At 71.1% G+C, this 21,786-nt stretch carries 18 protein-coding genes; 7 read left to right on the forward strand and 11 right to left on the reverse strand.

The window, feature by feature from the left end; translation table 11 throughout:
• The first annotated feature begins 58 nt into the window (after nucleotides 1-58).
• The 3 genes from K8612_RS10735 to K8612_RS10745 all read left to right on the forward strand — a co-directional run bounded on the left by K8612_RS10735 (nucleotide 59) and on the right by K8612_RS10745 (nucleotide 3,380).
• Nucleotides 59-370 (forward strand): 4a-hydroxytetrahydrobiopterin dehydratase, encoded by a 312-nt coding sequence (locus K8612_RS10735; protein ID WP_223762210.1) that lies wholly within the window; start codon nucleotides 59-61, stop codon nucleotides 368-370.
• A gap of 8 nt (nucleotides 371-378) precedes the next feature.
• A complete protein-coding gene (locus K8612_RS10740; protein ID WP_223762211.1) occupies nucleotides 379-1,623 on the forward strand; it encodes a hypothetical protein in 1,245 nt (414 codons plus the stop codon).
• A 317-nt stretch (nucleotides 1,624-1,940) separates the two neighbouring features.
• Nucleotides 1,941-3,380, forward strand: coding sequence for a hypothetical protein (locus K8612_RS10745; protein WP_223762212.1), 1,440 nt, complete (start codon nucleotides 1,941-1,943; stop codon nucleotides 3,378-3,380).
• Nucleotides 3,381-3,390: 10 nt separating this feature from the next.
• On the opposite strand, the gene K8612_RS10750 is transcribed toward K8612_RS10745, so the two are convergent.
• The 10 genes from K8612_RS10750 to K8612_RS10795 all read right to left on the reverse strand — a co-directional run bounded on the left by K8612_RS10750 (nucleotide 3,391) and on the right by K8612_RS10795 (nucleotide 14,477).
• Nucleotides 3,391-4,824 (reverse strand): ammonia-forming cytochrome c nitrite reductase subunit c552, encoded by a 1,434-nt coding sequence (locus tag K8612_RS10750; RefSeq protein WP_223762213.1) that lies wholly within the window; start codon nucleotides 4,822-4,824, stop codon nucleotides 3,391-3,393.
• Nucleotides 4,821-5,339 (reverse strand): cytochrome c nitrite reductase small subunit, encoded by a 519-nt coding sequence (gene nrfH / locus K8612_RS10755; protein WP_223740953.1) that lies wholly within the window; start codon nucleotides 5,337-5,339, stop codon nucleotides 4,821-4,823. Before nrfH ends, K8612_RS10750 begins: the two co-directional genes overlap by 4 nt.
• Before the next feature lie 147 nt (nucleotides 5,340-5,486).
• The gene (locus K8612_RS10760; RefSeq protein WP_223762214.1) at nucleotides 5,487-6,887 is read right to left on the reverse strand and encodes a family 2B encapsulin nanocompartment shell protein; all 1,401 of its coding nucleotides are present in this window, start codon (nucleotides 6,885-6,887) and stop codon (nucleotides 5,487-5,489) included.
• 28 nt (nucleotides 6,888-6,915) lie between these two features.
• Complete coding sequence (locus K8612_RS10765) at nucleotides 6,916-8,313, reverse strand: family 2B encapsulin nanocompartment shell protein (protein ID WP_223740951.1); 1,398 nt, start codon at nucleotides 8,311-8,313, stop codon at nucleotides 6,916-6,918.
• A gap of 54 nt (nucleotides 8,314-8,367) precedes the next feature.
• The gene (locus tag K8612_RS10770; protein WP_223762215.1) at nucleotides 8,368-10,626 is read right to left on the reverse strand and encodes a family 2 encapsulin nanocompartment cargo protein terpene cyclase; all 2,259 of its coding nucleotides are present in this window, start codon (nucleotides 10,624-10,626) and stop codon (nucleotides 8,368-8,370) included.
• Nucleotides 10,627-10,849: 223 nt separating this feature from the next.
• On the reverse strand, nucleotides 10,850-11,260 hold the full coding sequence (locus tag K8612_RS10775) for a cell envelope biogenesis protein TolA (protein ID WP_223762216.1): 411 nt from the start codon (nucleotides 11,258-11,260) through the stop codon (nucleotides 10,850-10,852).
• 165 nt (nucleotides 11,261-11,425) lie between these two features.
• A complete protein-coding gene (gene dapE, locus K8612_RS10780) occupies nucleotides 11,426-12,514 on the reverse strand; it encodes a succinyl-diaminopimelate desuccinylase (protein WP_223762217.1) in 1,089 nt (362 codons plus the stop codon).
• Between the two features lie 45 nt (nucleotides 12,515-12,559).
• Nucleotides 12,560-13,192, reverse strand: a complete 633-nt coding sequence (locus K8612_RS10785) for a cupin domain-containing protein (RefSeq protein ID WP_223762218.1) — start codon at nucleotides 13,190-13,192, stop codon at nucleotides 12,560-12,562.
• Between the two features lie 81 nt (nucleotides 13,193-13,273).
• Nucleotides 13,274-14,101, reverse strand: a complete 828-nt coding sequence (locus K8612_RS10790) for a 2,3,4,5-tetrahydropyridine-2,6-dicarboxylate N-succinyltransferase (protein WP_223762219.1) — start codon at nucleotides 14,099-14,101, stop codon at nucleotides 13,274-13,276.
• A 64-nt stretch (nucleotides 14,102-14,165) separates the two neighbouring features.
• The gene (locus K8612_RS10795; protein ID WP_223762220.1) at nucleotides 14,166-14,477 is read right to left on the reverse strand and encodes a hypothetical protein; all 312 of its coding nucleotides are present in this window, start codon (nucleotides 14,475-14,477) and stop codon (nucleotides 14,166-14,168) included.
• 234 nt (nucleotides 14,478-14,711) lie between these two features.
• Here K8612_RS10795 and K8612_RS10800 point away from each other — a divergent pair, with 234 nt between their 5' ends.
• From K8612_RS10800 to K8612_RS10810, 3 genes are all read left to right on the forward strand, one after another.
• Nucleotides 14,712-16,103: an aspartate aminotransferase family protein gene (locus tag K8612_RS10800; protein WP_223762221.1), complete on the forward strand. Its 1,392-nt coding sequence runs from the start codon at nucleotides 14,712-14,714 to the stop codon at nucleotides 16,101-16,103.
• A 56-nt stretch (nucleotides 16,104-16,159) separates the two neighbouring features.
• The gene (locus K8612_RS10805) at nucleotides 16,160-16,879 is read left to right on the forward strand and encodes a glycosyltransferase family 2 protein (RefSeq protein WP_223740943.1); all 720 of its coding nucleotides are present in this window, start codon (nucleotides 16,160-16,162) and stop codon (nucleotides 16,877-16,879) included.
• Nucleotides 16,880-17,086: 207 nt separating this feature from the next.
• A complete protein-coding gene (locus K8612_RS10810) occupies nucleotides 17,087-18,121 on the forward strand; it encodes a rod shape-determining protein (RefSeq protein WP_014400170.1) in 1,035 nt (344 codons plus the stop codon).
• Nucleotides 18,122-18,163: 42 nt separating this feature from the next.
• Here the strand turns inward: K8612_RS10810 and K8612_RS10815 are convergent, their stop codons facing one another.
• Nucleotides 18,164-20,527: a hypothetical protein gene (locus tag K8612_RS10815; protein WP_223762222.1), complete on the reverse strand. Its 2,364-nt coding sequence runs from the start codon at nucleotides 20,525-20,527 to the stop codon at nucleotides 18,164-18,166.
• A 946-nt stretch (nucleotides 20,528-21,473) separates the two neighbouring features.
• Here K8612_RS10815 and K8612_RS10820 point away from each other — a divergent pair.
• Nucleotides 21,474-21,683, forward strand: a complete 210-nt coding sequence (locus K8612_RS10820) for a hypothetical protein (RefSeq protein WP_223740941.1) — start codon at nucleotides 21,474-21,476, stop codon at nucleotides 21,681-21,683.
• Nucleotides 21,684-21,786: the final 103 nt, after the last annotated feature.

Here is a 21,786-nt window from a genome sequence, read left to right on the forward strand (position 1 = left end):
CGGCGCATTGAACGCGCCGGGGCTTCCATCGGGCGGGGGAGCGGGTAGAACGGCCGCCATGGCCTACGACCGCACGTTGCTCTCCCCGGATGCGCTCCAGACCTTCCTCACCCAGCACCCCGCCTGGACGCACGAGGGCGGGATGATCCGCCGCACCTACGAAGCGCCCTCGTTCCTGGAGGGCATCGCCTTCGTGGAGCGCGTGGCGAAGGCCGCGGAGGCCGCGGACCACCACCCGGACATCGACATCCGGTGGCGCAAGGTGACGCTGGCGCTGGTGACGCACGACGCGGGCGGCCTCACGTCCCGCGACACCGCCCTGGCGGCGGAGGCGGACCGCCTCTTCAGCGAAGGGGCCTCCGTCCGGTGATTCACGGCGTGCGTGGCACCCTGGCGGCCCTGGCGTGCGCGGTGTCCCTCGCCGCGCTCCCGGCCCTGGCCCAGGACGACGCTCCCACGGAGCCCCGTCCGGAACGTCTGTATTTCAACTCCGGCGCGCTCCTGGGGTCGGCGCGCGTGGTGGGCCTGGGCGGCGCCTACGTGGGCATCGCGGAGGGCGCCGCGGGCGTGTCCAGCAACCTGGCCGCCCTGGCCCAGCGCAGCCCGTCGCTGGAGCGCGACTGGGACCTGGGCGTCACCCTGTCCTGGCTGGACCTGCCCTTCACCGGCACCAAGCGCCGGGACGTGGACAACGACGGCCTGGCGGACGAATCCGTGGACAGCCGCCAGCTCCTGGGCGCGCTGATGCTGCAATACAAGCGCTTCGGCATCGGCTTTCTCTGGCGCAACAGCCGCACGGGCTACTGCCTCACCCTGGGCTGCCGGGGCGAGGGCGAGAAGCTGCGCGTCTCCCTCACCCAGTCCACGCTCGCGGGCTCCATCGCCTTCGGCCAGGACGACTTCATCCTGTCGCTGGGCATCTTCTCCGCGCAGGCCAGCTTCAGCGAAATGGGCGACCAGTCCTGGCGCTACGGCGACACCGGCGTGGCGGTGGACATGCTCTTCCGTCCGCACGGGCGGCCCTACCGCATTGGCGTGGCGGTGCGCCCGGAGGTGGTGGCGGGCTGGCGCCGCGACGACGGTCAGAGCCCCTTCATCGCGGGCCGCCAAATCTACGCGGCCGTGGTGTCACCCGCGGTGCTGTCCCTGGGCGCGAGCTGGCGGCTGGGCGAAGGCGCGCACCGCTACAACCGGCTGTCCCCCGCGGCCCGGCGGCAGCTCCAGGTGGACGGAGACGCACTGCCGGTGCCGGACGAGGAACCCCGCGACGCGCTGGCCGGCCGGTGGCTCATCACCGCGCAGGTGGACCTCATCTCCAGCGTGAGCAACGCGGTGGCGTCGCGCTCGCTGGCCACCACCGCGGAGCCGCAGCCCGTGGGCGACACCGCCACCTTCCAGCCGCGCCTGGGCGCGGAGTGGGACACCTTCCCGGGCCTCTTGCGCCTGCGCGCGGGCACGTGGCTGGAGCCGTCCCCCTTCCAGGACCGCAACCCCCGGCCGCACCTCACCGGCGGCTTCGAGCTGTTCGTGCTGCGCTACTGGGAGGACTGGTCCATCACCGCGTCGTTCGACCTGGCGAGCCGCTACTCCAACTGGGGCGTCTCCATCGGCTTCTGGCGGTAGTGTCTGGCTTTGCGCCGCGTGGGTAACGCGGGCACCTTCGTGGGTGCTCGCGTCGCCCCTCCACGGCGCCCCGAACCCCACGCGTGCGCTCCACGCGCCCTCCGGCAGCGGGCGGCCGAGCAACCTTCCGTGCCGTATTTGCCGGGGTGGGATGGCGTGCGAACCCTGCCGTACACGGAGGGGATTCCATGTATCTGGGGCGGGGGTGGCGCCGGACTGTCGTGGGCGCGACGGTGCTGGGTTTCGCGTTTGGCGGAGGGTGGGGGTGCGGAGGCGGGGCGGAGACGCCCGATCCGGACACCTGCCAGGATTCGAAGATGGGGTGCCCGCCCTCGGAGCAGCCCTCCGTTCCGGGCGAGGTTCCCCCGCCGGGGAGCGGCACGCAGACGCCGCCGGGCAATCAGAACCCGCAGACACCACCGCCTCCGGCCAACCCGCCGGAGAAGGTGCCGCCCGCGTCGGGGGCCACGCTGTGGCTCGCGAAGGAGGGCGCCGCGCAGGACGATCTGGCGCTGGACCTGGCGGTGGACGCCACGGGCGACCTCTTCACCGCCGCCGTGCACGGCTACGACGACCTGGACGCGCGCACGCCCACGGATGACGCCGTGGAGCTGGTGCTCACGCGGCGCTCCGGCGCGGGGCAGATGCTGTGGACGCACGCGTACGACGTGCGCGTGGACGCCGTGCCCGAAGCGCTGCGCGCGGACGTGCATGTCCGCGTGGCGGCGGACGGCGCGGGCGGCATGCTCCTGGCCGGCAACCTCCAGGGCACGGTGGACCTGGGCACGGGGAAGTTCGCGGACGGCGCCTTCGTCGCGAGGCTGTCCCCGGACGGCGCGACGCTCTGGGCGTACCGGGTGCCCGGTGAGCTGACGGTGAAGGACGTGGCGGCGGACGCAGAAGGGAGGCTGTACGTGGCCTATACCGCGCCGGGCCGCGTGGACCTGGGCAACGACGTGAAGGGAGCCTCGGCCGGCGTGGCGGTGTTCGCGGCGGACGGCGCCGCGGAGCGCGCCTTCGCCGTGGGCAGCGCGGAGTCCGAGGGCGCCAGCGCCGAGCCCCTGTCCCTGGCCCCCGGCGCGGACGGCAGCGTGGCGGTGGCGGGGCGCTACACGGGCACGGTGCGCTTCGGCACCAACGTCACCCAGGGCTCCAGCGCGGGCAGCCCGTTCGTGGCGCTGTACCGGCGGAACGGCGCGCTCGGCTGGGCGAAGGTGCGGCCCGGCGTGAAGGGGAGCGCCCGGGACGTGAGCCGCGACGCCGCCGGGGACGTGGTGGCGGGCGGCGACTTCCAGGGCGGCTTCACCTGGGCGGGCGCGACGCTGAAGGGCGCCGCCAGCCCCAGCCCCTTCGTGGTGGTGACGGGCGCGGACGGCACCGAGCGCTGGGCGCGCGACCTGGGCGTGGACGCGTCCGTGCAGGGCGTGGCCCTCCACTCCACCGGCGAGGTGCTGGTGGTGGGCTACACGTACTCGTGGCTGGAGAACGGCGCCACGGGCACGGACGGCCTGGGGTCCGCGCAGCTCTTCACCCAGCGCTTCGACCCCACGGGCCAGCCGCTGGCCTCGCGCCTGTTCCTGGCCCCCGCGCCGGAGGCTCGCGGCGAGCTGTACGGCGTGGAGGCGGTGCCGGCGGTGACGTTGATGCCGGACGGCGACGCGGTGCTGTTCGGCCACACCGACCGCGTCACGGACTTCGGCGTGGGCAAGCTCAGGCCCACGCGCGGCGACGTCTTCCTGGTGCGCGTGAAGTACTGAGCGCCGCCCGCTACCGCGGCTGGGCGCCCGCGCTTCCGGTGGCGGGCGCTCCGGCGGGCCGCAGCGCGTTCTGGCCCAGGCGCGAGAAGTTGATGGAGTTGCTCAGGATGCGCACCGCCTCCTGGTCCGCGTGGAAGCCCATGGAGTTCTCCGCCTCCACGAAGTCCAGGTAGAACTGGGCGCGCTTCTGCAGGTCGCGCGCCCTGGCCAGGGACTCCTCGGGCGCCCCCGCCTTCTGCGCGCGCTCCAGGTCGTGGATGAGGTCCACCAGCGCGTCCATGGCGATGTTGCGCGTCTGGAAGGTGCGCGTCTGGAGGGTCTCCGCCCGCTCGAGCAGCTCCGCCTCGCTCCACTTGTGGCACGTCTGGCAGGCGCGGTTGATGTTGAGCAGCGGGCTGCGCACGTGGTGGTCGCTGATCTTCATCGCCCCCTCGCGCTGGTAGGGCATGTGGCAATCCGCGCACGCCACGCCGCTCTTCGCGTGGATGCCCTGGTTGTACAGCTCGAACTCGGGGTGCTGCGCCTTGAGGACCTTCGCGCCGGTGAGCGCGTGGGTCCAGTCGGCGTGCCCGTCCTCGTCGTAGTAGGCCATGATCTGATCGATGTTGATGCCCTTGGCCCAGGGGTACGTGAGGCGCTTCTCCTTGCCCTTGAAGTAGTACTCGACGTGGCACTGGCCGCACACGTACGTGCGCATCTCCTGGCGCGTCGCGTCCCGGTTCACCTGGAAGTCCGCCACGCCCTGGCTGGCCTTGAGCGCGGCGATGCCTTCGATGAAGCCGGGGCGCGTGACGCGCAGTTGCATCGTGGTGGGCTCGTGGCAGTCGATGCAGGACACCGGGTGCTCCACGAGCTTGCGCGCTTCCGCGAAGGGCATCTGATTCATCTTTTCAAAGCCCTTGATGAGGTCCCCGTCGCCCAGCTTCTTGTAGGGCACGTACACGCTGCCGTGGCAGTGGATGCAGGTGCCCGGCTGCTGCGTCACCTGCTGCCGCTGGGTGAAGGTCTGGTCATCCAGCATGTACGCGTGGCCGCGCTCCTCGCGGAAGTCCGTGGCGAAGGCGTAGCCGCTCCACATCGTGACCAGGCGGGGGTCCTCCTCCAGCCGGCTCTGCGCCACCACCGAGCGGGGATCCGCCTGGGTGGGCGTGCGCGCCACCGCCTCGCTCCCACCGTAGCGGGTGCGCTTCTGGTCCACCGTGCGCCGGTAGCCGTCGTACTGCAGCGGGAAGTTCTTCCCCCACACGGCGGGGTCCGTGATGGTGTCGTCGAGCTCCACCACCCGGTAGAAGGGGCTCTTCGCCTCCTGCTTGCGCTCCATGATGTTGACCAGGAGGGCGGTGACGCCCGCCGAGGCCAGCGCCGCCGCGACCGCGACGGCCACCACGAGCCTGATGCCGCTGAAGCGCCGGCGCTTCTCCGGAGCCTTGTCGGGCTCGGTCATCGTGCAATCTCCTTACGGATGAGCTCGGGGTTCCCCGACCCTTCGGGGTGGCCCACGGAGTTGTGGCAGGTGAGGCACTGGAGCTGCTCGCCGGGGTCCACCCGCGCGTGGCCCGTGGGCGGCGTCTCGATGGCCTCCACGATGGAGGCGTGGCACTTGCGGCACGCGCCCTCCGTCACCTCGCGGTTGCCCGGACGCAGGCGGATGGGGTCCGGGAAGGTGCCGGTGGTGAAGTAGAAGGAGTGCCAGAAGCCGTTGCTCGCCTTCGTGTAGTACTTGGGAACGAAGCCCGCGGGCGTGTGGCAGTCATTGCAGGTGGCCACCGCGTGGTGGCTGCTCTTGCGCCAGCCGTCGTACTGCTCGTTCATGATGTGGCAGTTGGCGCAGGCGGCCGGGTCGTCCCGCAGGTAGGACGCGCCCTTCGCGTACGCGAAGGTGAAGCCGCCGAGGCCGACCATCACTCCGATGGCGGTCCCGAGGATCACGGCCAGCACGGTGCGGGAGGCGAAGGGCACGTGGGTCACCCTACCCGGCGCCGCGCCCCTTGGTGGGAGAATGTTCCAGGACCTCCGCCGCGCGACAGCGCACGGTGCCCCCAAAGACAAACGGGCCCGGCGCGCTGAAGGCACCGGGCCCGTCCATGCTTCACGGCGGGGAACGCCTCAGCCGCCGAGCGCCACGTTCTCCAGCACGCCCAGCGCGTCCGGGACGAGCACGGCGGCGGAGTAGTAGGTGCTCACCAGGTAGTTCGTGATGGCCTGGTCGTTCACGGACATCCGCTTCACGGTGAGGCTGGGCTCCACCTCGTCGGGGATGCCCGCGTTGTGCAGGCCCACCACGCCCTGGTCGTCCTGACCGGTGCGCATGGCGAGGATGGAGGTGGTGTTCTCCCGGCTGATGGGCAGCTTGTCGCACGGGAGGATGGGCACCCCGCGCCACGCCTGGAACTTCGCCCCGCCCACGTCCACCACCGTCGGGTACAGGCCGCGCTTGGTGCACTCCCGGCCGAACGCGGCGATGGCGCGCGGGTGGGCCAGGAAGTAGCGCGTCTTGCGGCGGCGCGACACCAGCTCATCCATGTCGTCCGGCGTCGGCGGACCGGAGCGGGTGTTGATGCGCTGCTTCAGGTCGGCGTTGTGCAGCAGGCCGAACTCCGGGTTGTTGATGAGCTCCCACTCCTTGCGCTCCTTCAGCGCCTCGATGGTCAGCCGCAGTTGCTCCGCGGTCTGGTTCATGGGGTCGTTGAAGACGTCGGACACGCGGGTGTGCACGCGCAGGATGGTCTGCGCCACGCTCAGCTCGTACTCGCGCGGCTTCAGCTCGTAGTCCACGAAGGTGCCGGGCAGCACGGGCTCGCCGTGATGGCCCGCGGCCAGCGCGATGGCGGCCTGCCCCGCCTTGTCCTGGGGCTTCTTGAGGTTCGCCCGGTAGCGCTCCACGTGGGCCTTCAGCGCCGGGGACTGGGTGATGAGGGACTCGAACACGTCCTGGGGCAGCGCCATCACCGTGCAGGCCGTGACGGCCTTGACGGTGAAGGGCCACACGTCGTTCGACTCCACCACCGCCTGGTCGCCGAAGTGGTCGCCGTCCGCCAGCGTGTCCAGCACGACGGGGTCGCCGTACTTGCCGGCCGTCAGCTTCTGCGCCTTGCCGTGCGCCAGCAGGAACACGTGCTCGGCGGACTTCCCCGCCTCCACGATGGTGTCCCCGGCCTTGTACTGCTGCTGGGTGAAGCGGCCGGCCAGGGTGCGGATGAGCAGGTCATCCACGTCCTGGAAGCCCCGCATCAGCGGCAGCTTGAGCAGCTCCTGGGGGATGACCTCCACCTTGACGCCGATGTTGCTGAAGTTCAGCCGGTCGTCGCCCACGGTGTACGTCAGCCGCCGGTTCACGCGGTACGTGCCGCCGGACACCTGCACCCAGGGCAGGATGCCCAGCAGGTAGCGGGGCGAGATGCCCTGCATCACCGGCTGCGTCTTGGTCGTCGTCGCGAGCTGGCGCGCACCCGCCGTGCTGAGGCTGGTGCCCTCGTGCGCCGCTACGTCCTTCTGTGAGTTCGCCATGGAAGAATCTCCGGGTCGCGCGGGGGGACTACGAGCGGCCCAGCTCCACGCTCTCCAGGATGCCCAGCGCGTCCGGCGTCAGCACCGCCGCGGAGAAGTACGCCGTCACCAGGTAGTTCATGATGGCCTTCTCGTTGATGCCCATGAACCGCACGTTGAGGCTGGGTTCAATCTCGTCCGGGATGCCCGCCTGGTGCAGCCCCACGACGCCCTGGTTCTTCTCACCCGCGCGCATCAGCATGATGGACGTGGTGCGCGACTCGGAGACGGGGATCTTGTTGCAGGACACGATGGGGACGCCGCGCCACGCGGGCACGTGGTTCCCGTTCATCTCCACGCTGGTGGGGTAGATGCCCCGCTTGTTGCACTCCTGCCCGAACGCGGCGATGGCGCGCGGGTGGGCCAGGAAGAACGACGGCTCCTTCCACACCGTGGCCAGCAGCTCGTCCATGTCGTCCGGCGTGGGCGCGCCGGAGCGGGTGTGGATGCGCTGCTTCAGGTCCGCGTTGTGCAGCAGGCCGAACTCGCGGTTGTTGATGAGCTCGTGCTCCTTGCGCTCCTTCAGCGCCTCCACGGTCAGCCGCAACTGCTGCTGCGTCTGGTTCATGGGGTCGTTGAAGAGGTCCGCGACGCGCGTGTGGATCTGCAGCACGGTCTGCGCCACGGCCAGCTCGTACTCGCGCGGGTGCGTCTCGTAGTCCACGAAGGTGCCGGGGAGCACCGGCTCGCCGTGGTGGCCGGCGGCCAGCTCGATGGCCTTCTGGCCGGACGTGTCCTGCTTCTTCTTGGAGCGGGCCTTGAAGCCCTCGATGTGCTTCTGCAGCGACGGGACCTGCGCCACCACCGCCTCGAAGGCGGACTGCTGGAGGATGAGCGCGATGACCGGCGTCACGGCCTTGGCCGTGAACTGCCAGTAGTCCTGCGACTCCAGCAGCGCCTGGTAGCTGTAGTGGTCGCCGTCCGCCAGCGTCTCCAGCACCAGCGGCTCGCCGTACTTGCCGGTGCCGATGCGGTTCACCTTGCCGTGGGCGATGAGGACGATGGAGTCCGCCTCCTTGCCGGCCTCGGTGATGACCTCACCCGCCTTGTACTCCTTCTGCACGAAGCGGTTGGCCAGCGCCGTCAGCGCCTCCACGTCCTCATAGCCGCGCAGCAGGGGCAGCTCGCCCAGCTCCTGGGGAATCACCTGCACCTTGGCGCCGGTGCTGGTGAAGGTCACGCGGCCGTCACCCACGGCGTAGGTCATGCGGCGGTTGACGCGGTACGTGCCGCCGGACACCTGCACCCACGGCAGCAGCTTGAGCAGCCACCGCGAGGAGATGCCCTGCATCTGCGGCTCGGACTTGGTCGTCGTCGCCAGTTGACGCGCCGCCTGCGTGCCAAGGCTCTGGTTGTTGTCGTCGAACTTCTTCAGGTCGTTGGACATGGGGCCACCTTCTCCAGGTTGGGGATTCGAAAGGCTTCGGGACTGCGTGGGGACTCAGGACCTACCGGCGCGGAACAGCTCGGCGATGCGCATGGCGGACGTGCCCAGGGCGGAGACGTTCCCGGCCTGGAGCTTCGGCGCCGCGTCGTGGAGGAGCTCCTCTTCCGTGTAGCGGGTCACCTCCGCGTGCCACCGGGGGATGCCCGCCATCCACTGCTGGAGCTGCTCCACGTACTTGTTCAGCTTCTCCCGCGCCTGCTCGTCCAGGTCGAAGGTGCGGATGACCACCGGCAGCTCCTTGGCCACCAGGTGCTCGAACTGCTTCATGCGCGCGGTCATCAGTGCGTTGACCGTGAGCACGGCCTCGTCCTTGTCCACGCCCAGGAACTTCTGGACCACGAGCACGCAGTTGTTGAGCTCGCCCTCGAACTGAATCTCCTTCTGGTAGGAGAAGAGGTCGTTGACGAAGCAGGCGTAGTCCGCGGCGGAGTTCTCCAGCCCGCGCAGCGTGCGGGTGTTGAAGACGTCCTCCGGCACCGCGTCACCCTTGGAGAGGCGCGACAGGCTCATGGTGAGGTCCGAGCCGAATGTCTTGCGGCGCATCTCCACGTAGTCCACGGGGTCCGGCACGCGGTTGAGCAACTGGTTGTTCAGCTCCCACACCCAACTGTCCGTCATGTCCTGGATGGCCTTGCGGAACAGCTTGCGGCCGCGCGGAGACAGCGGGCCCGCGGTGCGCTTCCACAGGTCCACCAGGCCCAGCTCCACCGGGTTGGTGGGCACCGCGGCGTTGGCGGCCTCCACGTCATCCGGCATGAACTGGCCCAGCCGCGCGGTGAACAGCTTCGCGCCCGCCATGTCCCGCGTGTTCGCGTAGAGCATGGGGAAGTAGTCGTCCGCGTAGGTGCCCCAGACGAGCCAGCACGCCGTCAGGTCCAGTTGCTCCGGGGTCGCGTCCGGGTGGATGTACGCGCCGCAGAGGGCCACGTCCGCCGCGTCGAACTTGTGGTCGTCCCAGACGTAGAACCCCACCCCGGGCACCACCTCCAGCATGCCCACCCGCCGCGCCCACGCCTTGGAGTTCTTGCGCGCGCGGTCCAGGTGCGGGCTCTGGTACGTGGTGTACGGCATGTAGAACTTCGGCAGCTTCGTGGGGCCCACGTGCTGGCGGGGCACGTGGCTCAGCGAGCGGGCGCGAGGCCCCAGCCCCAGCCCGCCGGCCGTCAGCGGGAGCCGCAGCGCGGAGGTGCCCAGGCCGGAGGGCACCGGGATGGACAGCGCCGGCCGCTCCTCCGAGTGCTGGTTCATGTAGCGGTTGGAGCGCATGTGCCACTCGTGGCCGCCGGACTGCCAGTCCTGCAGGCCGCGCAGGTACGTGAGCACCTGCGCCTGCTCCACCGGGTTGAGCGCGTACTCCGCGAACAGCCACGGCAGCTCCGTGGCGAAGGTGGTCTCGAACTGCTGGAGCCGCGACGTCAGCAGGTCGTTGACCAGGTCCGCCGCGCGCTGGGTGTCGCAGTCGAGGAACTCCTCCACCACCAGCACGCCGTTGGAGAGCTCGCCCTCCTCCAGCTCGCGCTCGTAGGAGAACAGGTCGTTGCGCAGGTGCACCGCGTCCGAGAACGTGTCCTTGAAGACGCGCATCGGGCGGCTTTGCACGACGCGGGCGGGAATCTCCGCGGCGACGGCGTGCTCCACCAGGTCGGAGGACCAGGGCGCGCCGCCCACCTTGCGGCGCATCTCGATGTACTCGATGGGGTTGGAGACGCGCGCCTCGCTGATGTTCTCGATCTCCCACATCGACTCATCGAGCAGGTGCTTGGTGTTCTCGTAGAAGCGCTTGCGCCAGTCCATGGACATGGAGGGCACGGTGCGCTGCCACAGGTCCCAGAGGGCGCGCTCCACCGGGTTGGTGGGCTCCGGCGGCGGGGACATGTCCAGCGGCATGAACAGCGGCAGCCGGTCCAGGTAGGCCTGACCGCCCTTCACGTCACGCGAGTACTTGAAGACCTCCAGGAAGTGGTCGTCGAAGTAGAAGACCCAGACGTACCAGTCCGTGATGAGGTCCAGCTCCGGGCCCGGCGCCTCCGGGTGCGTGTACGCACAGAGCAGCGCGTAGTCCATGCCGTCGAAGCGGCGCTCGGACCAGACCTCACGGTCCGTGCCATCCCGCGGCGGGCCCAGGATGCCCATCTGGTACGACCACGCCTTGGTGTGCGCGCGGGCCGCCTCCAGGTTCGGGTTCAGGCGCGCCGGCCATGGCACGTAGAACTCCGGCAACTGGAACGGTTGCTTCTGCTTCCCCTTGGACATGCTCGCCCCTCGTTGATCCCCGAGGGCTTGTACTGTCGTCCAATTGCCCAAACCACGGATAGCAGTTTGAGCAGGAAAAATTGATTAATCCCGCGAATAAGGTTTCGCGGGGATGAGGGAGGACCCAGTCGGCTCAGGGGATGAGAAGGAGAGAACCGCCCGCGGGGGAGCGCGTCCCCTCGAAGGGACCTCCGCCTCCCCGCGTGCCGCCTTGCGTGAACCTCTAGCGGCGCGTGGAGCGGCGCGCGGAGCTCTTGCGAGCGGACGTCTTGCGGGCGGACGCCTTGCGCGTGGACGCGCCACGGCCGGACGTCTTGCGCGCGGTGCGGCCGGCGGCGGCGCGACGGGCCGGGGCCTTGCGGGCGCCGCGCTTCGCGGTGGCCTTCTTCGCGGCGCCGCGCTTCGCGGTGGCCTTCTTCGCGGTGCGCTTGCCCGCGGCCTTCTTCGCGGTGGTGCGCTTGGAGGTCGCCTTCTTCGCGGCCCCCGTGCGGCGGGACGACGCCTTGCGCGCGCCCTTGCGCGCGCCCGAGGAGCGGCGGCGCGACGGCGCGGCGGGCGTGGCCTCACCGGCCGGGAGCATCGTGTTGGACGACGGGGTCTCGTTCGGGCCCTGCATGTTCGACTCGGCGTGCATCAACAACCTCCAGGGATGACAACCCCGCAAGGGTAAGCGCAACCGCCGGAAGTGCGCGCATGCCCCGCCGCGCGGATGCACGCCACCTGACGAATGCGCGCGCTGCGACATGCCGCGCGAGGCCGAAAATCCGGCCCCGGAGCGCACGCGCGCCGCGCGCACCGCTCAGGCCGCGCCCTTCAGGAACGCGGCCAGCTTCTCGTACGCCACGGCCAGCGGAGGGATGGGCGCGCTCTCGTGGAGCTGGTGCGCCTGCGCCGTCTCACCGGGCCCGAAGTTCACCGCGTCCACGCCCCACTCGCCGAAGCGCGCCACGTCCGTCCACGCCTGCTTGGACGCGGCGGGCAGCCCCGTGAGGGACATCAGCCGCTGGAACAGCGGGTTGCCCGCGGCCACCGGCCCGCTGGGGGAAGCGTCCGTGAACTCCACCTCCGCGCGGCCCGCCACCAGCGCCAGCACGTCCTCCTTCGCCCGCGCCACGCTCTTGCCCGGCGCGAAGCGGTAGTTGAGGTTCAGCTCGAACGCCTCCGGCACCACGTTGCGCGCCCGGCCGCCCTTGGCCAGCGTGGCGCTGATGACCTCGTAGAAGGGGAAGCCCGCGACGTTCACCTCCACGCGCTCGCGGCCCAGCAGCTCCGTGAGCAGCGGCCCCGCCTTGTGGATGGCGTTCTCCCCCTGCCACGGCCGCGCGGAGTGCGCGCTGCGCCCCGTGAAGCGGACGGTCACCTGCATGCTGCCGACGCAGCCCACCTGCACCACGCCGTCCGTGGGCTCCATGGCGATGCCGAACTTCACCTGGGACAGGTCCGGCCGCTTCGCGTACAGCGGGATGAGGCCGCTCTCCGCGTAGGCGCCCTCCTCGCGCTCGTACAGGAGGAAGGCCACGTTGACGGGCAGCGCGTCGCGCTTCAGGTCCTCCGCCAGCGCCATCATCACCGCGACGCCGCCCTTCATGTCGGACGCGCCCAGCCCGTGCACGCGCTCCCCTTCGATGCGCGGCGCGCGGCCCACATCCCCGGGGTGCATGGGCACCGTGTCCAGGTGGCCGATGAGCGCCACCGTGGGCCGGGGGTCCGCCAGCGAGCCCAGCAGCAGCGTGTGCCCGACGCGGAAGACCTCCTCGCGGCGGAAGTGCTTCAGCGCCCAGCCCTCCACGTGGTCCGCGATGGGACCCTCGTGGCCAATGGGGCTGTCAATGCGACACAGCTCGAGCGTCGTCTGGGCGAGTCGGGTGGCGAGGTCGATGGAGGCCATGCGTGAAGCACCATACTCCCCGCCCGGGCCCGGGACATCGTCCCGTCAGGCGCCGTCCACCTGCTCCTCGAAGGACGTCGCGCCATCCAACACCGTGACGCAGATGCACGCGGGGCCCTGGAGCGCGGTGAAGTCGTGCAGCGAGCCGTCCGCCTTCTCCAGCTCGTCCCCGGGCCACACCTCGTGGCCGTTGTCCTCGCGGAAGCCGCCCTCCAGCACCAGGTTCCACTCGCGGCCCAGGTGCGCGTGGCGCGGGTAGCGGGCGCCGGGCTGAAGCCGCACGACGGCGGCCATCATCCCCTCGCGCCCGGGGCCCGTCTCCACCGGCATCAGCTCCACGCCCTCCACCGGGCCGGGCATCCACTGGGACGGCTCCGCCATGGACTCCAGCAGCTCGCGGGCCCGCGCCTCCGTCAGGTCCAGGAACGCGGCGACCTTCCCGGCCCAACGGGCGAAGCGGCCGGGGCCCTCCATCTGGCCCATCAGCCGCTGGAGCGCCCCGGCGGGGGGCGCCACCGGCTCCACGAGCGCCCCCAGCGCATCCACGGCGGGCGCCAGCCGGGCCAGCTCCGCCCGGCAGCGCGCACAGCCCTCCAGATGCCGGGCCGCGGCGTCACGCCGGGCAGGCTCCAGGGTCCCGAGCAGCCACTCGGGGAGGATGTCGTCGAGGTGGTCCATGCTCTCCTGAAACGACGCGGCCGTGACAAGTCGCGTACAACACCTATACGCGTCCTCGGCCGCGCCGGATTTGTCGCGGGCTCACACCGCGACGGCGAAGTCCCGAAGGGCGGCGTTGAGGCTGGTCTTCTGGTCGGTGGACGCCTTGCGCTGCCCGATGATGAGCGCGCACGGGACCATGTACTTGCCGGCGGGGAACTGCTTCTCCCGCATGCCCGGAATCACCACGCTGCGCGCCGGCACGCGGCCCTTGTGGATGACCTCCTGCGGCCCGGTGACGTCGATGATCTGCGTGGACGCGGTCAGCACCACGTTGGCGCCGAGCACCGCCTCCTCCTCCACCACCACGCCCTCCACCACGATGGAGCGGCTGCCCAGGAAGGCGCCGTCCTCGATGATGACCGGCGACGCGGTGGGCGGCTCCAGCACGCCGCCCAGGCCCACGCCGCCGGACAGGTGCACGTCGCGGCCCACCTGCGCGCAGGAGCCCACCGTGGCCCAGGTGTCCACCATGGTGCCCGCGCCCACCCGCGCGCCGATGTTCACGTACCCGGGCATCACCACCGCGCCCCGCTCCACGAAGGCGCCGTAGCGCACGGTGCCCGGCGGCACCACGCGCACGCCCGCCGCCCGCAGGTCCTTCTTCAGGGGCACCTTGTCGTGGAACTCGAAGGGGCCCACCTCCATCACCTGCATCTCCGACACGGCGAAGAACAGGAGGATGGCCTCCTTCACCCAGGCGTGGACCCGCCAGCCGTCCGGGCCCTTTTCCGCGACGCGCAGCTCACCGCTGTCCAGCCGCGCCAGCGTCTCGCGCACCGCCGCCACGGTGTCCGCGTCCTTCAGTTTCGCCCGGTCCGCGAACGCCGCGGACACCCGCTGGGAGAGCTCTTCGAGGGATGTCGCCATGACGCCCCGTTGAAGCACACTTCAAGGGACCGCGCCGCTCCTCAGTGTGCACCGCCGGACGGCCTCACGCGTGCGACGGCTCGAGCCCCAGCACCAGGGGCAGGGTCTGTGTCGGGATTTCTCCGTGAAACATGGCATCCGCGCGCGCCAACGGGCCCGTGCCCTCCTTCAGGATGACGGCGCCCTGGAGCACCCGGCCCACGGCGGACAGGGGGGCCTCCTTCCAGTCCCGGTGGCGCACGAAGGGCGAGCGCCGGACGTAGAGGTGTTCCTGGCCGATGAGGGCCACGTACCCCAGGAGCGTCCCATCCGCCGAGCGGACGCGCATGCCGCTGATGATGGAGCGCCGTTCGGACGGCGTGTCGTCGAAAGCCATCGGTCGTCTCCTCCTGTGCGCGGGAAAGCTGGGGACGGCCCGGAGGCGCCGGGAGCCGCCCGCCCCGCCGCCGGGCCCCTGCCCGCCCGGCCCCAGGGGGAGGGACGGCGACGGGATTCCCGGGCCCTGGACGGGCGCTCCCGTTAGCGTGCCCCCCGCCATGACGCCCCCGTCTTCCCGCCGCTGCGCGCCGCCTATGAACCGGAGGCCTTCCGGGCCACCGCCCACGCCCTGATGGATCAGCTCGCGGACTACCTGAAGGCCGCGCTCGCCGGGGACGGCATGCCGGTGCTGCCCTGGGCCCCGCCCGCGGTGAACCAGGAGCGCTTCGCCACGGCCTTCCCGGAGGAGCCGGCGCCGGAGGTCACCCAGGCCTTCGCGGCGCTGATGGCGCGCGTGCTGAAGGACTCGCACCACCTGCACCACCCGCGCTACGTGGGCCACCAGGTGACGGCGCCCGTGCCGCTGGCCGCGCTGTGCGACGCCGTGTCGTCGCTGCTCAACAACGGCATGGCCGTGTACGAGATGGGCCCCGTCGCCACCGCGATGGAGCACCACGTGCTCGCGTGGATGGCGGCGAAGCTGGGCCTGCCGTCCAGCGCCCGGGGCGTGCTCACCTCCGGAGGCAGCGCGGGCAACCTCACCGCCCTGCTCGCCGCCCGTCAGGCCAAGGCCGGCTACGACGCGTGGAACGGCGGCGCGCACGCGGGCCCGCCCCTGACGGCGCTGGTCCCCCGCTCCGCCCACTACTGCCTGGCCCGCGCGGTCCGCATCATGGGCTGGGGCGAGGGCGGCCTCACCCCGGTGGACGTGGACGAGCACTTCCGCGTGCGGCCGGACGCCCTGGAGGACGCGCTCGCGCGGGCCACCCGCGCGGGGAGGAAGGCCATCGCCGTGGTGGCCAGCGCGGGCTCCACCGCCACCGGCGCGTTCGACCCGCTGGAGCCCGTGGCGGACTTCGCGCAGGCGCATGGCCTGTGGTTCCACGTGGACGGCGCGCACGGGGCCTCGGCGTCCCTCAGCCCGAAGTACCGCGCGCGGGTGAAGGGCATCGAGCGGGCGGACTCCGTGGTGTGGGACGCGCACAAGGGGCTGCTCATGCCCGCGCTGGTGACGGCGGTGCTCTTCCGCGACGGGGCGCGCTCCTTCGACGCCTTCTCCCAGGAGGCCCACTACCTCTTCCACGGCGACGGCGAGGACGCGCGCCCCTACAGCGACGTGGCCCTGCGCACGCTGGAGTGCACCAAGGAGATGATGCCCCTCAAGGTCTACGCGTGCCTGTCCGTGCTGGGCACGCGCGTCTTCGAGGAGGCCATCACCGCCTCCTACGACCAGGCCCGGCGCTTCGCCCGGACGCTCACCGCCGCCCCGGACTTCGAGCTGGCCCTGGAGCCCGACTGCAACATCGTCTGCTTCCGCCACACCCCCGCGCACGTGCCGCCGGAGGGCTGGGACGCGCTCCAGGTCCGCCTGCGTGAAGCGCTGGTGTCCCGTGGAGATTTCTACCTGGTGCAGACGCGGCTGCCCCGGGGCACGTACCTGCGCACCACGCTCATCCACCCGCTCACCGGGGACGCGGACCTGGCGTCGCTGCTGGACGCGCTCCGGGGCGCGGCCCGGCCCTGAATTTTGTGAGCAAGGGAGTCGCCCTGGCGGGGGAAATGCGATAGGGCGGGGCCGCCATGCTCGTCTCGCTCGTCATCCCCGTCTACAACGAGATTCCCACCCTGGCGGAAATCCTCCGGCGCTGCGTCGCCGTGGACTTCCCCAAGGAACTCGTCCTGGTGGACGACTGCTCGAAGGACGGCAGCCGCGAGTTCTTGCGCCAGCTCTCCGAACAGGGCCTGGACATCCTGGGGGGCACGCCGAAGAACCGGAACGACATCCGCGTGCTGTTCCAGGAGCAGAACCAGGGCAAGGGGGCCGCGCTGCGCCGGGGCTTCGCCGAGGCCACGGGGGACATCGTCCTCGTGCAGGACGCGGACCTGGAGTACGACCCCCGGGACATCCCCCGGGTCATCCAGCCCATCCTGGACGGGGACGCGGACGTCGTCTTCGGCAGCCGGTTCATCGGGTCGCCGCGCCGGGTGCTGTACTACTGGCACACCGTCCTCAACCACCTGCTCACCACGCTCTCCAACATGACGAGCGGGCTGAACCTCACGGACATGGAGACCTGCTACAAGGCCTTCCGCGCGGAGGTGCTGCGCTCCGTGCACGTGGAGGAGGACCGGTTCGGCTTCGAGCCCGAAATCACCGCCAAGGTGGCGCGCGGCAACTGGCGCGTCTTCGAGGTGCCCATCAGCTACCATGGGCGCACCTACGAGGAGGGCAAGAAGATTGGCTGGAAGGACGGCGTCCGCGCCCTCTACGCCATCGCGAAGTACTCGCTGAAGCGCTGAAGGCCGCCTGGCCGCTGCCCGGGGGAGCGCGGTGGGAGTGCGGACAAGGGAACAGAGGGGCGGGTGCGGTTGGTTGTCCAGCGAGCGGCACCCTGAAGGGCGTTCCAGCTTTTCTTCCTCCGTATTGCGGCGCGTAGTAGTTTCGACAACGCACTCCGTCTGAAGGGCGGGGAGTTTTCCGGCCCTTCCGAAAGTTTCCGTCCCCGTATGTTCGACTGGCTCCACACCCTGTTTTCGCGCGACCTCGCCATCGACCTGGGTACGGCGAACACGCTCATCTACATCCGCGGCCAGGGCATCGTGTCCAACGAGCCCTCCGTCGTGGCGGTGCAGCAGGACTCGCGCGGCGGCAAGAAGGTGCTCGCCGTGGGCAAGGAGGCCAAGGAGATGCTCGGCAGGACGCCGGGCAACATCGTGGCCATCCGGCCCATGAAGGACGGCGTCATCGCGGACTTCGAAATCACCGCCGCGATGCTGCGCTACTTCATCCAGAGCGCGCACAACCGCAAGACGCTGGTGAACCCGCGCATCATCATCGGCATCCCGTCCGGCATCACGGAGGTGGAGCGCCGCGCGGTGCGTGAGGCGGCCGCCAACGCGGGCGCGCGCGAGGTCTACCTCATCGAGCAGCCCATGGCCGCGGCGATTGGCGCGGGCCTGCCGGTGACGGAGCCCAGCGGCAACATGATCGTGGACATCGGCGGTGGCACGTCCGACGTCGCGGTCATCAGCCTCGCGGGCATCGTGTTCGCCAAGTCCGTGCGCATCGGCGGCGACAAGCTGGACGAGGCGATCATCCAGTACGTCAAGCGCAAGTACAACCTGCTCATCGGTGAGCGCACGGCGGAGCTCATCAAGATGGGCATCGGCACGGCGTACCCGACGGACGAGGTCATGACCATGGAGATCAAGGGTCGCGACCTGGTGGCCGGCGTGCCGCGCACGCTGACGGTGTCCAGCGACGAGGTGCGCGACGCGCTCGCGGAGCCCGTCAACGGCATCGTGGAAGCGGTGAAGCTGACGCTGGAGCGCACGCCGCCGGAGCTGGCCGGTGACATCGCGGACCGCGGCATCGTGCTGGCCGGTGGCGGCGCGCTGCTCAAGAACCTGGACACGCTCTTGCGCGAGGAGACGGGCCTGCCGGTGTTCCTCGCGGAGGACCCGCTGTCCGCCGTGGTGATTGGCGCGGGCAAGGCGCTGGAGTCGTTGGACATCCTCCGCCAGGTCTGCCAGCCGGGCTGAGGTTCCCCTCCCCCGCAGCACCGTGACGGCGCCGGACCTCTCTCAGGGGTCGGCGCCGTTCGCGTTTCCGGCCGCCGTCGTGGCGGTGGCCCGGGGCAGAGGCAGCCCGGTGGGGGTGACGATGCGCGCCTCGCAGTGGGCGCGGCGGCCCTCCCGGTCATCCTCCTGGCGGGCCTTCTCCGTCAGGAGCTCACCGCTCAGGAGGGTGCCCGGAGGCAGGGGCTGCTCCACCTTCGTGTCCATGCAGGCGTCGAACGCGCGCCGCATCCAGGCGCTGGCGGCGCGGACCGACAAGCCGCCCAGGGCGTCCATGCGGGAGAGCCCGTCCAGGCGCTCCGTGAACACCGCGTAGCCCTCCTTCGCGTCGCGCCGGGCGTGGACCAGGGTGGCGGCGGCGCGAAAGCCCAGGGGCAGGCGGCTGAAGTCCGGTCCAGGGGCGCCCGAGGCGGACAGCACGTGCTTTCGCAGCGGATCGCGCGCGAGCATCAGCGGCAGCGAGAAGCTGAAGAGCCGTCTGCCCACGTCATCGCCGGTGCGCGTGTACTCCAGGGCGAGCAGCGCGAGGACCTCGGGGTCCAGTTGGGACAGCACGGCCGAGGGGTCGCCCTCGGCCTCCTTCAGCGCGCGCCTCGGGTCCACCAGCACATCCCGGGTGAGGCGCAGCACGGAGCGGGCCTCGGGGGACGCCAGCGCGGCGAGCTCCGCGTCCTTTGGCGAGCGCTGGCCGGTGAGCAGGTCCAGCAGCGCCATCCGCTCCGGCTGGCGCGCGAGGGCGGAGGGGATCCAATCGCGCATCACGTAGGACGTGTGCTCGGGCCCGGCGGCCTCCGCCGTGCGTCCGGCCAGCACCAGGAAGTCCCAGGTCCGGTGGCGCGGGTCCTGGCCGTAGCGGCGCACCAGCGCCGTGGCCGCGTCTCGCAGCCGCGCGCGCAGGAGGATGCGCACGTCCAGCTCCAGCGCCTCCAGGGTCTCCGGCGGGTGCTTCTCCAGGAAGGGCTTCAACAGCTCCGCCGTCCGGACCTCGTACGGCGGGCCTCCGAGGTCGTCTCCCCGGTCCGACTTGGACGGGTGCTCCAGCTCGAAGCGCCACCGCGCCTCGAACCACGCGCGCATCAGCTCGGGCGAGTCCGGGAAGCGCTCCGCCAGCCTCGCGTAGGCGTCCACGGCGCCCGAGGAGCCCAGGTCCGGCGGGCTCGCGCGCTGCAGGTAGAGGGCCGCCAGCGGTGAGCCCGGATGCATCTGCGCGTGCTCCGCGTAGCGTGCGCGGGCCTGGGCCCCCTGGCCGATGTAGCGCATCAACGACAGGGCCAGCGCCTGCGCGGCCGGGTCCTCCTGCCAGGTGTGCATCAGCATCGCCGCGAAGTCGCGCGTGTTGCGCCAGCGCAGGTCGGCCGGCAGGTTCGCGGGCACCTGCGTGTCCACGAAGAGCCACGCGCGCGCGGCCATCTCGCGCGCCAGGGTGTTGCCCGGCTCCACCTCCGCCACGGCGGATGCCACGCGGCCCGCGGCCTGCCAGCGCCCCTCCTCCGCGAAGGCCCGCGCGGCGGCCTCCCAGCTCGCGGCCTGGACGGAGAGCTGTTCGCCGGACTGGAGCACCGAGGCGGCCTCCGGCAGGGACCGGGAGGGGAGGCTCCTGTCGGAGGCCTCCGCCTTCAGCATCGCCGCGCCCTTCACGTTGTAGAGGATGCGCTCGCCCTCGGTCGGCAGCACCACGTCCTCGATGACGGGCTCCTGGCCGGGCCAGGTCGTCACCGCGTGGAGCAGGTCGTCTCCCAGCTTCACGCGCCCCTGCTCCTGCGTCCCGGGCGCCACCACCCAGTGCTCGCCGCCGATGCGCACGTCCACGGGGCGTGACAGGCCATTGACGACGGTGACGGCGCGCATGCCGCGAGCCTCCAGCCACACCGCGCCCAGCCCCACCAGGCCGCAGAGCCCCAGCGCCATCCCGGCCAGGGCCACGGCGCGGCGGCGAGCCCTGCCACGCGAGGGCGGCACCTGCCCGATGACCTGGAGCGGCGCCTTGCCATCCGCGCGCACGAGGTAGTCCTCCAGGGGCCACACGGGAACGCCCAGGACTGTCACGGTGCGCTCGGCGACGAAGGGCGCGTCCGGAGCGGCGCCGCGCGGAGGCGAGCCCTTCCACCGCACGCCCGTGCCCAGCACGGAGGACGCGGGCGGCGGACGGCCCGCGATGACGAAGGCGCCGCGGTCCTCCACCAGCGCCGTCAGCAGCGCCCGCGTGGGTCCGGGAGGCTCGTGCTCCAGCCGGCGTGAGAGCACCGCGTGCACCGCCCACGCATCCCCCCGCGAGAGCGCCTCCGACAGCGCGGCATCCGGCAGGAGCTCCGTCAGACGCGGCGCGCGCTCCAGCAGGCCGCTGGGGTCCGAGACAGGGGCGAGGGACATGGCCCGCATTCAACCGGGTGCGGGCGGGGGAAAGGCAAGCCCCCGAACCTGGAATCCCGTCAAACCAAGGCCCTGAATGCCGTCAACCGCAGGAGGGCAACCAGCATCCGTCGCGGCACAGGGCCTTCGGGCCAGAAGGCCGCCCCCCACGAATGAGAACATAAGAACCCTGCCGGCCCCCCTCTTGGCGGCGAGCGGCCAAAACCGGTCCGACAGTCGGACAGCTTTGGACCACCAGGGCCTCCGCCATCCGAGCCAAGGAAACCTGTCCGACAGTCGGACCGCTGTAGCCACTGACCTCCGTCATCCGAGCCAAGGAAACCTGTCCGACTGTCGGACCGCTGTGGGCCACCGGGCCTCCGTCATCCGAGCCGGGGAAACCTGTCCGACAAGGGCGGGACGCCGTGACTGGCTGGACCCATCCTCCATGGGGGCCAAGGAAACCTGTCCGACTGTCGGACAAGTCCGGCACACCGTGACTGGGGGGGGGCCCCCATGCGAGCCGCCGAAACCTGTCCGACTGTCGGACAGCTTTGGACCACCGTAATTGGCAGGGAGCCTCCGCCATCCGTGCCGAGAAAACCGGTCCGACCGTCGGACAGCTTTGGGCCGCCCGGACCTCCGCTATCCGCGCCGAGAAAACCGGTCCGACTGTCGGACAGCCTTGGGCCACCGTGGTTGGCAGGGAGCCTCCGCCATCCGTGCCGAGGAAACCGGTCCGACTGTCGGACAGCTTTGGCGCACCGTGACCGGGTGGGCCCCCCCTCAGGCGGGCCTCAGAAACCTGTCCGACTGTCGGACAGGTTTTGGGGCAACGGCGGCCGGAGGAGCACCCCATCGGACCCGTGGAAACCGGATGGACCGGCTCATGCGGTTCGACACTGGCGGGACGAGGCATGTCACTTGCCTTGAATCCCGTCGGGCCGTTGTCCGAAGCTCCCGCACCATGGGTGCCTTCGACCTCGTGATCATCTCCGTCATCGTCGCGCTCGGTCTGGGGCGCTTCCTCGTGATGCGCGACCAGCGCCGTGCGCCGCCTCCGGAAGCCGGGCCGCGCAAGCCGTCGCCACAGCGCATCGCCGGTCGCGTGCTGCTGGGATACGCCTACGCGATGGCGCTGTTCCTCCTGGTCCGCTTCTTCCTCAACCGCATGTGACGGACGCGGGTTCGCGTCCCATCCCGAGCGCGCTGGATGCGTTCCCTCGTGAGCCCATGGCTCGTGTCCGGGGTGGCGTCCTCGCGCGCTGGGGCGTACCTGC

The sequence above is a fragment of the Corallococcus sp. AS-1-6 genome (assembly GCF_020037015.1).
In the GTDB taxonomy this organism is placed as follows: Bacteria; Myxococcota; Myxococcia; order Myxococcales; family Myxococcaceae; genus Corallococcus.

What these genes read in the sequence shown, in the direction of transcription:
- K8612_RS10735 (WP_223762210.1), top strand. Translation starts at nt 59, where the DNA reads ATGGCCTACGACCGCACGTTGCTCTCCCCGGATGCGCTCCAGACCTTC.
- K8612_RS10745 (WP_223762212.1), top strand. Translation starts at nt 1,941, where the DNA reads ATGGGGTGCCCGCCCTCGGAGCAGCCCTCCGTTCCGGGCGAGGTTCCC.
- K8612_RS10750 (WP_223762213.1), bottom strand. Translation starts at nt 4,824, where the DNA reads ATGACCGAGCCCGACAAGGCTCCGGAGAAGCGCCGGCGCTTCAGCGGC.
- K8612_RS10760 (WP_223762214.1), bottom strand. Translation starts at nt 6,887, where the DNA reads ATGGCGAACTCACAGAAGGACGTAGCGGCGCACGAGGGCACCAGCCTC.
- K8612_RS10765 (WP_223740951.1), bottom strand. Translation starts at nt 8,313, where the DNA reads ATGTCCAACGACCTGAAGAAGTTCGACGACAACAACCAGAGCCTTGGC.
- K8612_RS10770 (WP_223762215.1), bottom strand. Translation starts at nt 10,626, where the DNA reads ATGTCCAAGGGGAAGCAGAAGCAACCGTTCCAGTTGCCGGAGTTCTAC.
- K8612_RS10775 (WP_223762216.1), bottom strand. Translation starts at nt 11,260, where the DNA reads ATGCACGCCGAGTCGAACATGCAGGGCCCGAACGAGACCCCGTCGTCC.
- dapE (WP_223762217.1), bottom strand. Translation starts at nt 12,514, where the DNA reads ATGGCCTCCATCGACCTCGCCACCCGACTCGCCCAGACGACGCTCGAG.
- K8612_RS10785 (WP_223762218.1), bottom strand. Translation starts at nt 13,192, where the DNA reads ATGGACCACCTCGACGACATCCTCCCCGAGTGGCTGCTCGGGACCCTG.
- K8612_RS10790 (WP_223762219.1), bottom strand. Translation starts at nt 14,101, where the DNA reads ATGGCGACATCCCTCGAAGAGCTCTCCCAGCGGGTGTCCGCGGCGTTC.
- K8612_RS10795 (WP_223762220.1), bottom strand. Translation starts at nt 14,477, where the DNA reads ATGGCTTTCGACGACACGCCGTCCGAACGGCGCTCCATCATCAGCGGC.
- K8612_RS10800 (WP_223762221.1), top strand. Translation starts at nt 14,712, where the DNA reads ATGGATCAGCTCGCGGACTACCTGAAGGCCGCGCTCGCCGGGGACGGC.
- K8612_RS10805 (WP_223740943.1), top strand. Translation starts at nt 16,160, where the DNA reads ATGCTCGTCTCGCTCGTCATCCCCGTCTACAACGAGATTCCCACCCTG.
- K8612_RS10810 (WP_014400170.1), top strand. Translation starts at nt 17,087, where the DNA reads ATGTTCGACTGGCTCCACACCCTGTTTTCGCGCGACCTCGCCATCGAC.
- K8612_RS10815 (WP_223762222.1), bottom strand. Translation starts at nt 20,527, where the DNA reads ATGTCCCTCGCCCCTGTCTCGGACCCCAGCGGCCTGCTGGAGCGCGCG.
- K8612_RS10820 (WP_223740941.1), top strand. Translation starts at nt 21,474, where the DNA reads ATGGGTGCCTTCGACCTCGTGATCATCTCCGTCATCGTCGCGCTCGGT.